At 37.9% G+C, this 12963-nt stretch carries 11 protein-coding genes; 3 read left to right on the forward strand and 8 right to left on the reverse strand.

Annotated elements, in window-relative coordinates; genetic code table 11:
* Positions 1-16 precede the first annotated feature (16 nt).
* The 3 genes from yaaA to Q2U82_RS01500 all read right to left on the reverse strand — a co-directional run bounded on the left by yaaA (position 17) and on the right by Q2U82_RS01500 (position 2715).
* On the reverse strand, positions 17-778 hold the full coding sequence (yaaA, locus tag Q2U82_RS01490) for a peroxide stress protein YaaA (RefSeq protein WP_410005992.1): 762 nt from the start codon (positions 776-778) through the stop codon (positions 17-19).
* 135 nt (positions 779-913) lie between these two features.
* A complete protein-coding gene (locus Q2U82_RS01495; RefSeq protein WP_410005993.1) occupies positions 914-1453 on the reverse strand; it encodes a DUF3124 domain-containing protein in 540 nt (179 codons plus the stop codon).
* 20 nt (positions 1454-1473) lie between these two features.
* Entirely contained in the window at positions 1474-2715 is a 1242-nt protein-coding gene (locus Q2U82_RS01500; RefSeq protein WP_410005994.1) for an alpha/beta hydrolase-fold protein, read from the reverse strand.
* Positions 2716-2845: 130 nt separating this feature from the next.
* On the opposite strand from Q2U82_RS01500, the gene Q2U82_RS01505 reads away from it, so the two are divergent.
* Positions 2846-3700 carry a hypothetical protein gene (locus tag Q2U82_RS01505; protein ID WP_410005995.1) on the forward strand — a complete coding sequence of 285 codons (855 nt, stop codon included), beginning with the start codon at positions 2846-2848 and terminating at the stop codon, positions 3698-3700.
* Here Q2U82_RS01505 and Q2U82_RS01510 read toward each other — a convergent pair.
* Positions 3689-5167 (reverse strand): potassium/proton antiporter, encoded by a 1479-nt coding sequence (locus Q2U82_RS01510; RefSeq protein ID WP_410005996.1) that lies wholly within the window; start codon positions 5165-5167, stop codon positions 3689-3691. The two genes, Q2U82_RS01505 and Q2U82_RS01510, sit on opposite strands and share 12 nt — an antisense overlap.
* Positions 5168-5311: 144 nt before the next feature.
* On the opposite strand from Q2U82_RS01510, the gene Q2U82_RS01515 reads away from it, so the two are divergent.
* Positions 5312-6109, forward strand: coding sequence for a HipA family kinase (locus Q2U82_RS01515; RefSeq protein ID WP_410005997.1), 798 nt, complete (start codon positions 5312-5314; stop codon positions 6107-6109).
* Positions 6087-6470 (forward strand): DUF3037 domain-containing protein, encoded by a 384-nt coding sequence (locus tag Q2U82_RS01520; RefSeq protein WP_410005998.1) that lies wholly within the window; start codon positions 6087-6089, stop codon positions 6468-6470. The genes Q2U82_RS01515 and Q2U82_RS01520 overlap by 23 nt, the downstream gene beginning before the upstream one ends.
* Positions 6471-6663: 193 nt before the next feature.
* On the opposite strand, the gene Q2U82_RS01525 is transcribed toward Q2U82_RS01520, so the two are convergent.
* The 4 genes from Q2U82_RS01525 to Q2U82_RS01540 all read right to left on the reverse strand — a co-directional run bounded on the left by Q2U82_RS01525 (position 6664) and on the right by Q2U82_RS01540 (position 12860).
* Positions 6664-9387, reverse strand: a complete 2724-nt coding sequence (locus Q2U82_RS01525) for a discoidin domain-containing protein (protein ID WP_410005999.1) — start codon at positions 9385-9387, stop codon at positions 6664-6666.
* Between the two features lie 250 nt (positions 9388-9637).
* Positions 9638-10387, reverse strand: coding sequence for a DJ-1/PfpI family protein (locus Q2U82_RS01530; RefSeq protein ID WP_410006000.1), 750 nt, complete (start codon positions 10385-10387; stop codon positions 9638-9640).
* A 20-nt stretch (positions 10388-10407) separates the two neighbouring features.
* Positions 10408-11118: a flavodoxin family protein gene (locus tag Q2U82_RS01535; RefSeq protein ID WP_410006001.1), complete on the reverse strand. Its 711-nt coding sequence runs from the start codon at positions 11116-11118 to the stop codon at positions 10408-10410.
* Between the two features lie 104 nt (positions 11119-11222).
* Entirely contained in the window at positions 11223-12860 is a 1638-nt protein-coding gene (locus tag Q2U82_RS01540) for an ABC-F family ATP-binding cassette domain-containing protein (RefSeq protein WP_410006002.1), read from the reverse strand.
* Positions 12861-12963: the final 103 nt, after the last annotated feature.

The following is a 12963-nucleotide window of genomic DNA, read 5'->3' on the forward strand; positions in this document are numbered from 1 at the left end:
CACTTAGGTTTTAGATTTATCGAATAAAAACAGGCTCACTCTCCTTTTCAGTATATTCTTCACTGAAACCATAACCATCATAATTAAACGCTTTCAATTCATCCAAGGTTTTTACATTCTTATCAATCGCAAAACGGCTCATACTGCCACGTGCTTTTTTGGCGAAGAACGAAATTATTTTCAGTTCGCCATTTTTGAAATCCTTAAAAACTGGTGAGATCACTGGCACCTTCAGTTTTTTTTCGTCAATGGCCGTGAAATATTCCACACTTGCCAGATTTAAGAAAAGTTCATCATCCTTCAGTTCCTCATTTAAGGTTTCGGTAAGTGTTTTTTTCCAAAAGGAGTACATGTCCTTTTTTCGGTTTACGGGCAGTTTGGTGCCCATTTCCAATCGATAGGGCTGAATCAAATCCAACGGACGCAGCAGCCCATACATCCCCGAAAGGATTCGGAGGGAATCCTGCAACAGATCAATCTTTTCCGAAGGAATGGTATAAGCGTCCAAACCTGTGTAAACATCGCCAGCAAAGGCATAGACTGCCGGGCGGGCGTTTTGTTTTGTAAATGGTGTGCTGAATTCTTTATAGCGTTGGTAATTGAGTTCGGCCAGCTTATCGCTGATGTCCATCAACTTGCCAATAGCCTTTTTGCTTTTGCGTTCCAACTTATTGTTAATCATTTCGGCTTCCTCCAAAAAATTGGGCTGGGTGGCACGAGTGGTGGGAAGTTTTGATTCAAAATCCAGCGTTTTTGCTGGGGAGATTACTATTTTCATTAACTTTTTCTTTGCTTCAAAAATAACGAAAACAATTCTGAATTCTGAATTCGGGATTCGTTGATTTGGGATTCGGGATTCTTACTTCGTATTTCTAATTTCCACTTTCGTCATTCGTCGCTCGTAATTCATATTTCACTCAATCCTTCTCCCCTGTGTGGTAAAACTCAATCCCTGCGAACCCCGCAGCGAAGTCATAACTGCTTCAAAAATGGGTTCGGGAGTTATTGCTTTTGTAGTCCATTCAAAAATAAAATTGGCTCCGCTACCTCCGTGCTCATCCGTTTCGTCTATAACAATTTCAACGGTTTCCACAGGTTTAAGTTGAATTGGCTTTTCAAAATAGCTACGTATCAATTCTCCTTTGGTATTGTAGTAATCTGCTTTTGAAATATAAATTGTATCGCTATCGCTTACATTTCTGAGGCTGACCATTGCAGTGAGATTTTGCGATTTTTCCAAAGTAAAACTATAAATATGCGAATAGATACTCAAATAGGTTTTTCCATTTTGCAGCGAATCCTTCAGTAGCCCCAATACTTCGGGGTCTGCATAATGGTCTTCCCAATGGTTTGGGTTAAAAGAGCTTATTTCCTTGGGGTCATTACAGCCCACAAGCATTCCGAAAAGAAATAGAACGACCGTTATTTGTGTTATTTTAAAAAGGATTCCCATTGTGTTTAATTCTTATAAAATTACGGCTTTTTATTGATTTCGGCTTTTGTTTCAAGCAGTTCGTTAATTTGCCACTGTCTTGCCTGTTGTTTGTTTGCCAAACCTAAAGCTTTATCAATGGTCTCGTTTGCTTCGACTGCATTGCCGTTTGCCATTTTAATCCGCGCCAAAACATCGTAGCTGTCAAAATTGTTTGGATTGATAGCCAAGGCATCTTTCAAAAGCTGTTCAGCTTCAGCATAATCTTTGCTGTCCACAAGCTTTCCGGCCCTGTAAGTATTAAAAAGAACCAACGCATTCGGGTTCAGTTCCTTTAAAACGGCTTGCACTTTTGCACGCTCCTTTTCATTTTTTTGAAGCATATAATGTGTATTCCCCACAATGGTATATGGAATGTTGAAAATGCTGCCGTATTGTTTCTTCACTTCGGAATAATGGTTTTTTAAAGCTTCGGCAGAACCAAAATACTCTTCCTTTACATACCAGTTTTTGAAAATATCGTCCAGCGCCCATTTATAGGTGGGAAGCCCAACGGAATTATGGATTTCATTCGGAAACTCTTGAAAATGTATGTTTTTCTCCATCATATTTTTAGGAATCTTTTTGATGAATTCATTCACGCCCATCCCCTGTTCATTGGCGAGTGAAATGTACACACTAGCCGAAGTGCTTCCGGTTTTTCCCCAAGTGTTTTCCATTACATTCTCCATCGCATTTTTGCCCCACCAAAGCGCGGGACTTATGGCAATGTAATTATTGAAAAGTTCGGGATGGTTTATTGCCGTATTGATAACAAAAATGCCGCCCACGGAATGGCCGCCAAGAATTTTATAATCGGCTACTTTATAGTTTTTGTTTACATACGGAATCAATTCCTTTTCAATAAAATTTGCCATTTCCTCGGCATTGCCACTATCTTCCACGCCTTCAACTTTTGGCTTGCAGTTTTTGCGGTACTCGTTAGTTCCTTTTCCTGAAATTGCCACTAATATCATTTCTGGGATAATTTCACTTATTCCGCCCTGCAATTCCAAAAAACCGGCTACATATTGAAAATTGTAGTCGCCGTCCAAAATATAGAGCACGGGATATTTTTGGTTAACCGCAATATTATATGAAGGGGGAAAATAGACTGAAAACTGTCTGTCCTGCTGAAGTATTTCAGAATAAACCTTATCGCGTTTACCGATTGAAATTTCCTGCGAAAGACCGCTCTGTAAAACAAAAAACAGAAGGAAAAAAATAAGTAGCTGTTTACCCATAATTAAATTTTTAAGTCAGTGATTTAAACCATTTTCAAAGTTAACCGAAAATATTTCTTCCGCTTAAAATATTTTAATTGCTTTTGCATCACTTTTTGTAGCTTCACGTTTTTTAATTTGAAGTAAAATTTTGAAAACAGCATATTTTCCAAGCTACACGAAAGTAAGTGAAACGCCGGTTACAATCTTTGAAAAACTACACCCGGAAGTTTTTGACCCGCCTTTTTTTAATGATGCGGTTTCTATGTTTCGCGCAAAAGATTCCCTTCGGAAAGAACTCGATTTGACTGAGGAAACCATTTCAGAAAACAGAGAATTATTACCGCTAAAAGGGTTTGTCTTTCACACTTCCCATTGCGGCTCAACGCTGCTTGCAAATATGTTTAGGGCAGCAAAAAAGACAAGAGTTGTTTCAGAAACGGAGGCAATAAACGGATTATTGTTATCCGCAGTATTTTACAATTTGGAAGAAAAAACACTTTTGAAAAGTTTAAAAACTATCATTGAAAGCTATTTACAGCCGCTGGGCGAAGCCGAACAAGTGGTCTTCAAACTTACATCATGGAATGTATTCTTTATCGAGCTTTTCCAAAAAGCATATCCCGAAGTTCCTTTGATTTTTATAGATAGAAAAACGGAGGAAGTGGTTGCAAGCCTTTTAAAATCGGGTCGTGGGTTTGTGGAATGGTTTTATCATCCCACCAATTTGCTCCAAAATTATTTTTTGGGCGAAGAAAAGCAGTTTGAATCATTGGAAAATTATCTATTCGTAATGGTTGAAGCTCATAAAAAAGCAGCAGAAAAAATTCGGCTCGGAAACAATTTATTTTTGGAATATCCTTCGTTTCCAAATAAATTCGAAAGCGAAATTCTGCCCCATTTCAATTTAAATTATTCTGAAAAAGAATTGGAGAACGCTGAAGAAGCTAGAAAATACGATGCAAAAAGTATTTACAAAACCCCTTATTCAAATTTAGGCAGCTGAAAACTCTTGGATATTCAATGCCTTAAACACTTTTTTGATTCCCTTTTTTGTTTCGGAAAGTACGATGAGCACATCATCTGCATTAATGACCGTGTTTCCGTTGGGAGTGATGTATTTATCGTCTCGTTTTATCATTGCGATAATTGCGGTTTTGGGGAATTCAATATCAACAATCTTTTTGCCGACAATCGTGTTTCCCTTTGCAATACCAATTTCCCGCATTTCAGTTTTTGGATGTTCCTCAAGAAATTTTTCAGAGGGAGATATTTTTTTCTCTTCACTGGGAATACTCACCCTTAACCATTTCGCGACTACCGAAAGCGTAGTTCCCTGAATTAAAATGGAGGTTAGCGAAATAAAAAATACAATGTTAAAAATCATATTCGCTTTATCGATTCCCGCCAATAATGGATAGGTTGCAAACACAATCGGCACCGCCCCGCGTAAACCCACCCAAGAAATATAGAAACGTCTCCGCAGTTTCATCTTAAAAGGAATCAAACTCATAAAAACCGCTACGGGACGAGCCACAAAAATCAAAAACAAGGATATTAAAAGTCCAATCCCAATCACGGGAACAATCTGTGATGGAAATACCAAAAGCCCCAACGTCAAGAAAAGTACAATCTGCATCAACCACGCCAAACCATCATACATTTTAAGGATGGTCTTTTTGTGAATTAAGTACTGGTTCCCCAAAAAGACCGCACAAATATAAATGGCCAAAAAACCGTTGCCGCCCACAAAATCGGTTACGGAAAAGGTTATAAACATTAGTGCAATGACGAGTACGGGATATAAACCCTCAAAATCCAAGTTGATTTTATTGATTATAATCTTGCTCAACTTTCCAAAGCCAAACCCAGCTATGGTTCCTATAATCATTTGTTGAAAAAACAGTGGAATCATAGAGATCAATCCTTTATCCTGATTGATTACCAAACCTAAAAAAGCGATTGTAAGCACATAGGCCATAGGGTCGTTACTTCCGCTTTCCATTTCCAAGGTGGGGCGCAAATTGGTTCGAAGCGCAAGATTTTTGGAACGCAGAATGGAAAAAACTGCAGCAGCATCTGTTGACGATACTATACTTCCCAAAAGCAAACTTTCATAAATGGTAAAATCGGTAACGTAATAAACAAAGGTTCCCAAGCCAACAGCGGTAAGCAAAACCCCCAAAGTTGAAAGTGCAAAACCTTCTTTCATAATTGGTTTTACAGCTTTCCAATCGGTGTCCAGCCCCCCTGAAAAAAGAATAAAGTTCAATGAAATTATACCAACTAGCTGGGCGATTTGCGGATTGTCAAAACTGATGCCGCCTATGCCATCTTCACCGGCAAGCATCCCTATTCCCAAGAAAAGTACTAAAGTGGGTACGCCAAATTTATAAGAAGTTTTACCTGCTATAATGCTTATAAAAAGCAGTAACGACCCAACAAGCAAAATGTTTTCAATGGTTAAATCCAATAACTTTTAGTTTAAGGTTTCATATTTCAGCAAAATACAAATTTAAACTTTCAAAAAAATATTGGATTCTATTTTTAAGGCATAAAAAAACATCTCTACAGAATGGTGCCGACATATTCACAAATAAACTTAATTTTGCAGGCAATGGCAACCGACAAAATAGAGCTCCGCACCGTAAACGTTACACGTTACATAACTCCTTTGCGTGAAGGTGGTTCGCTACCAGCCTTGGCCGAAGCGGATGATGATTTTAAATATGTTTTGAAATTTCGCGGCGCGGGACACGGCATAAAAGCTTTGATTGCCGAACTATTGGGTGGTGAAATTGCACGAACTTTAGGCTTAAAAGTTCCCGAACTTGTTTTCGCAAATTTAGACGAAGCTTTTGGCAGAAGTGAAGGCGATGAGGAAATACAGGATCTATTAAAAGGCAGTCGCGGACTAAACTTGGCCTTGCATTTTCTTTCCGGGGCGCTCACATTTGACCCCGTAGTTACCCAAGTTGATGAAACTTTGGCTTCCAAAATTGTATGGTTGGATGCTTTTATAACAAACATAGATCGCACGGTAAAAAACACAAATATGCTTATTTGGCATAAGGAACTTTGGCTCATTGACCACGGCGCCACCTTTTATTTTCATCATTCATGGGGCGATTGGCAAAAAGCGGCTGTTACACCATTTCCTTATATTAAAGATCACGTGCTTTTGCCACAAGCTGCGTTGATTGAAGAAATTAATGAAGAAATGATTGCGCTTTTGCCTGATGCAAAACTTCGTGAAATAACCAATCTCATTCCTGCTGATTGGCTGGATTGGGAAGGTTTTGAAATGACTTCGGAAGAAATCAGGGAAGTATATTTTCAGTTTTTGGTGACGAGAAGAAACAATGCAAACAACTTTGTAAAACAAATTCAGGATGCCCGGGAAACACTTGTATGAATATGCGGTAATACGTTTGGTGCCCCGCGTGGAACGCGAGGAGTTCCTGAATGTTGGGATAATTCTTTTCTGCAAAGGAGCCAACTATTTGAATTGTAAACATCAAATTGACACCGAAAAGCTAAAACTCTTTTCCTGCGAATTGGAGGTTGAAGAGATTGAAAACAATTTAAAAGCTTTTGAAAAAATATGTTCCGGCTCCAAAGACGGAGGCTCAGTAGCGCAATGGGAAAAACCCGACAGATTCCGCTGGCTTACTGCCCAACGCAGTTCTTCACTTCAAACTTCACGTCCCCATAATGGCTTTAGTGATGATTTGGATGCTACTTTGGAACGTCTTTTTGGAGAGTTAGTCCTTTAAAAAGTTAAATTACATTATTACGCTAAAATGATCTTTTTGCGTTTTTATTGGTTAAAATTAAAGATGAATTATTCAGTAATACCAACAAGCTACACTTTATAAGAAATAACCTAGCGGTTATAATTATTTCTCATTATAAGAGTTGCTCAACTTGAACAGCCAATTAATAATCCGATATTCTTATAAAATCTATTTATTCAAGAAAAATCTTTTTTGAAATTATTTCACCTTCAATATCTACCTTAACAATGAGCATTCCTGCCGAAAAATAATTAGTTGGCATTTCAACTTCATTAAACCCCTTTTTTAGGTCAAATTCCTTATTTGCAACTCTTTTTCCATTAATATCAAACACTTCTACTATCGCACTTTCGTCATTTTGTAGCTGAATACCCAATTTTATAGGATTTCCATACTTGCTTGGATTGGGATAAACCGATAAAGAATATTTATCAGAAGTTTCATTTAATTTTTTTTCTGAAAAACTTGTTTGATTGGAAGAGTTTTTTCCAAAACCTTGATTTAGCTCTCCATATGCTTCAAATTCAATGATATGAACCCCTAAATTCATAGAGTTATAATTCATATTTACTCGTATATAGCGTGCTGTAGGATTGTTTAGGTTAAAGGTGTTTCCTTGATTATTTGCTGGAGTTGTGTTTGAGTTGAAATCTACCAAAGGTGTCCAATTCGTCCCGTCTAGCGAACCTTCAATATCGTATTGGTAGTATCTAAAACCATCATAATAGTTAAAAACCACTAATTTACTAAGGTCGTATTCGGCACCCAAATCTACACTCCACCATTGTGGAAAAGGACTTGCTCCCCACCAATTATCAATTGAATATATTCCATCAACCGCATTAGAATCTGATCTTTCAGTACCACTAGAGGAGGATGTTTGTTTGTACAAAGCAATATTTCCAACAGGCGGAGCTACATCATTACTTATAATATTAACAATAGCGCTGGAAGGTTCACCTATGGTATAACCAGCACCCGAGGATAAGGTGAGAACAACAGTTTCATCAGGCTCTATTTCTGTATCATCAATTGGAGTTATTATCAGACTACCTGTCTGCTGTCCAGTTGGGATGGTTATAGTTCCTGAAAGTGCGCTATAATCTGAGCCTGGAGTAGCTGTACCCCCAATAGTATAATTAATGGTAAGTGGGCTACCGTTATTTACTTCATCTAGATTTATTGTAAAGGTTCCAGTATCCAAAGGATTTTCAGAAGCTGAAGCATCTGTTGCATTTACTGTTACTTCAGGGTTATTAGTGGGCAAATCTCCGTAAGCCTCAAATTCCATGATATGCACCCCATAATTAGCAGAATTGTAATTCATATTAACCCTTAAATAACGAGCTTTCGGATTATTGAGATTGAAGGTATTTCCTTGGCTTGTGGCAGGTGTAGTATTTGCATTAAAATCAACTACAGTTGTCCAATTGGTTCCATCGGTAGAGGCTTGAATGTCATATTGATAATAGCGATTATTTCCATAATAAGTAGTTAAAACTATTTTGCTAATATCAAAAATATTTCCAAGATCCACTTGCCACCATTGTGGGTATGGAATTCCTTGCCAATAGTTGTTTCTGTTATATATTCCATCTACAGCCCTATCTTTTGTAGAAGCTCCATTTGATACCGTAGTAGGTTTTAAAAGCGCAAGGTTTGTTCCGGGGATAACAATATCTTCACTGGTAAGATTTATCGTTGCAGTTGCGGGGGTGCCTATATTGTAACCAGCACCTTCAGATAAGGTAAGGATAATATTTTCAGATGGTTCCGCCTCAATGTCATCAATTGGTGTTACAGTGATAGTTCCACTCTGTTGTCCATTAGGTATGGTTACCGTTCCAGATAGTGCGTTATAATCAGATCCTGAAGTTGCAGTACCGCTCATTGCATAATTTACTATAACTGGGCTACCAGTATTTACTGAATTTAAACTTACAGTGAATGTACCAGTATCCAAAGGATTCTCCGCTGCATTGGCATCAGTAGCAGCCACGGTAACCACAGGATAGTTATTTGGCGAAACTGTTCTGAAGTATTGTTTCCCAAGCCAGGCATTGTGGGTATTGTCCCAGGAACTAAAATAGGAGCTATCAGAAAGACCAGAAGCTGTTGCAGCCCATGTACCTGCACTTATTAAATAATCATCTCCAAAAACATTTTGTGCTTTGGTATCTGTGAAATAATCTGTGTATAAATTCAAGGTAACTCCTCCAATATTATTTGCAACATCTTGCATAATAAGCGAAGAAAAAATATGGTCTGAATGATCATCCGGATTTATTCCCAAATCATCATCAGCAGCATTAAAGTTAATACTGGAAGATGGAATCATTTCAGAGGTAACTATCGCTTGAAGGGTAGCTTCCAAATCAACTAAAGAACTATATGAAGCAGTTCCATCAATTGTTGAAATACTAGATATGGTGCCATTATATAACTTTTGTAAACTTTCATTATTATTTAAAGGATACCCATTTCCACCATAATTTCCATCAGGTAGTCTTAAAAAATAGGCCACAGCATTTCTGTATGAAAACTTTAAAACTTGATGTCCATTTACCATAACCATTGTACGGTTCATATTACTGCCAAGAGCACCTTCATTGGTAAAAGTATTGGACATAAACCTTATGGCTCTTAAACTTCCCTCTTCTCTTGCCAGATAATAATTGCTGCTTGTGCTTCCACCACCATCTCCAGCTGTAATATGTAAAAAAATAACTTTTTCGTTTACACCTTTAATGCTGTGGTAAGCATTCGGGTTCATGAAAAGCTGCCAATCATCGGGATGGGGAACTACATATACACTTGTAGTTTGTGCTGTTATATTTGAGAAACCGAACAATAAAATTAGCCCAATTATAAATACAAATTTGTCTTTGGTTTTCATGGTCAATAAATTAAATTTCCAGATCAAAATCTTTCAATATGTTCAAATGAAAGAAATATTTAATTAGTGTGTTTTGATGTTTTTTTAAATAATAAAAAACCCCATTCTAACTTTTTTTTTAAAAAAAGTTAGAATGGGGGGATATGCGGTAAAGGTAATAAAAATATCTTACCTAATTAATAGTTATTTTTAAAAACCATCAAGATTTTGAAGAGCTTAAAAGCTTGATAATAATTGATTTATAAGTGTTTTACTGTTTCCAGTTTTGAAGTTCTTTCAGATAAATATAGGATTCCACAAAATCAACTTGCTCTTGCCCTGCCATTTTTTTCAATAAATTTAATGCGGATACATAACTGATTAGATTTCCGTTTGAAGATAAAAACTTTCCATCTTCCACATATCTAACCACGCTGTCATTTTGGACTTTTAGATTGGGATAATTTTTCTGAAGTTCTTCCCCGCCACCAATCCAAGTGACTATTTTTTTGCCGTCCGCAATGCCTGATTCACCAATTAAATGTGCGCCGGCGCAGTTGCTTACGGTGTATTTTGTGTTTTTATTTTGTTCTTTTATGAAACTCACGATCTTTGGATTGTGTACTTGTGTGTACATATCATAAGCGCTCGGCACAAAAAGTACATCCAGTTTTGGGCAGTTTTCAAAAGTGTAATCGGGAACTATTTTTAAACCTTCCTCACTAACAATTGGGTCAGAAGTTTCTGCAATTGTAATTACATTGAAAAGCTGTTTGCCCTCTGAAGTAGGTTTTGTAAAAACATCTGCAGAGGCAGTAACCTCAGTAGTCAAAACGCCGTCGTACATCAATAGGCCAATAATCGGCAGGCTGTCGTTAATTGGTTTTAACGACTGTTGTTCCATTTCGGCTACAACTTCAGGGTCTGCAGGGCTGCTTTCGGGGATAGTTGATTTATCTGTACCGAAATTGCAACTCGCAAGAACGATTGAAAACACAATAAATAGGCTCAGTTTTTTCATAGTTATATAAAGGTTTTGTTTTAGCGATATTCAGGATTTTCAAAATTCCATCGAGTGCCATCATCCCAATCTTTACGGGAATTTCCGTAAGCGGGATAGCCATTTTGCTCTTTTAGCATCTTTGCCAAATGAAGCAAATTATACGTCATAAAAGTAGTATTCCTATTCGTAAAATCGTTATTTTTTGCTCCGCTTTCTTTATCCAAGTAACTCGGTCCCGGTCCGGCCTCACCAATCCAACCACAATCTGCCTGCGGAGGTATGCTGTAACCCACGTGCTGTAAGGCATACAAAATACCCATACCGCAGTGTTTGATGCCATCTTCATTTCCGGTTATGATGCAACCACCAACTTTTCCGTAAAAATAATATTGGCCTTTTTCATTCTGAAGGGAACTCATAGCGTACAAACGTTCAATCAGTTTGCTGGCAACCGAAGATCTTTCGCCCAGCCAAATAGGAGTACCTATAATTAAAATATCCGCAGCATCAACTTTTTTCCAAATCTCTGGCCAGGCATCTTCTTTTGCACCATGCTCAGTCATATCTGGATATACGCCGTAAGCAACTGGATGATCCACAAGACGAATATTTTCAAAAGAAACCCCTTCGGCTTCCATTATATTTTGTGAAACATCAATCAAGCCCTGCGTATGGCTCATACGCGGAGATTGTTTTAGGGTACAATTAATGTAGAGTGCTTTTAGTTTTGAGAAATCTGGTTTTTGCATAATATCTTTTATTTCTAAAGATACCCAAATCTCTACAAAAAGTAGAAACAAGCGTTAAAGTCTTAACATCTAAACTTATCGACTCTAAACTCTTAAACCCACTTTTAAACTTTTAAATCAATCTCCTTCAAATTCTCAATTCTGTTGCGCTGAAGGAAATCGTCTATGCTTTCAAAATGTTCAATAACACGTTTGTCTTTAAATTCGAAAACTTTTTGCGAAAGTCCCTGTAGAAAATCACGGTCGTGGGAAACCAGTATTAAAGTACCGTCAAACTGAAGAAGCGCTTCCTTCAAAACATCTTTCGATTTTAAATCTAAGTGGTTCGTAGGCTCATCCAGAATCAAAACGTTTACGGGTTCCAGCAATAATTTCACCATTGCCAAACGCGTTCTTTCGCCTCCGGAAAGCAGCCCCACTTTTTTATCAATAGCATCGCCACTGAACATAAAGCGTCCTAAAACATTTTTAATTTGTGTACGGATATCGCCTTTTGCAACCTCATCCACAGTTTGGAAGACAGTGAGTTCCTTATCCAAAAGTGCGGCTTGGTTTTGGGCAAAATAACCAACTTTTGCGTTGTGGCCCAACGTACATTTTCCCTCAAAATCAATTTCGCCCATAATGGCTTTTATCATTGTGGATTTTCCTTCGCCGTTTCTTCCAACAAAACTTACTTTTTCACCTCGTGAAATACTTAAATTGGCATCTTTAAAAACTACGTGATCGCCATATTTTTTAGTAAGCCCTTCGGCTACCACAGGATAATCACCGCTTCGTTGTGCAGGTGGAAAACGTAGCGCCAAAGCCGAAGTGTCAATTTCATCAATTTCAATAATCTGAAGCTTTTCAAGCATCTTCTCGCGAGAGTTTACTTGATTAGTCTTGGAATATGTGCCCTTGAAACGTTCAATAAATAGTTGGGTTTCCGCTATGAATTTTTGTTGCTCCTCGTAAGCCTTTATTTGGTGCGATCTTCTATCGGCTCGAAGTTGCAAATAGTGGCTGTAATTTGCCTTATAATCATAAATGCGCCCCATTGTTACTTCAATGGTTCGGTTGGTAATGTTATCGATAAAAGTTCTGTCGTGCGAAATAACGATTACTGCTTTGGCCTTATTCAGCAAAAAGTCTTCCAACCAAATAACCGATTCAATATCTACGTGGTTTGTAGGCTCATCCAGCAAGATCAAATCCGGTTTTTGAAGCAGGAGTTTTGCCAATTCAATTCGCATACGCCATCCGCCACTAAATTCTGAAGTTTGGCGGTGTAAATCACTTCTTTTAAAACCTAAACCGCGTAATGCTTTTTCTACTTCCGCTTCGTAGTTTATTTCTTCAAGTGCGTAATATTTTTCGCCAAGTTCCGCCACTTTCGTGATGATATTCATATAGGCATCACTTTCGTAATCGGTGCGGGTTTCCAGCTCTTTGTTGAGGCTGTCCATTTCGTCCCGCATTTCAAAAATCTGCTTAAAAGCTTTGGAAGCTTCTTCAAAAACAGTACAATTATCGTTAGTGAGCAAATGCTGTGGTAGATAAGCAATCACGGCATCTTTTGGCGCTCGCACGTTGCCACGGGTTGGCGTTTGTTCGCCGGCTATTATTTTCATCATCGTACTTTTTCCTGCGCCGTTTTTTCCCATTAGGGCTATTTTGTCGTTTTCGTTAACCACAAAATTAACGTCACTAAAAAGTGTTTCACCACTAAACTCAACCGCCAATCCGTCTATTGAAATCATATCTGTTTTTTAAGGCTGCAAAACTATTAAAATCTCGCTTAGGTTGTTGATTTCTATTCACAAACCTTTTCGGGAAATGAAACTCCGCAGAAACTATAGATTT

The organism is Aequorivita nionensis, from assembly GCF_046352995.1.
GTDB classification, from domain to species: domain Bacteria; phylum Bacteroidota; class Bacteroidia; order Flavobacteriales; family Flavobacteriaceae; genus Aequorivita; species Aequorivita nionensis.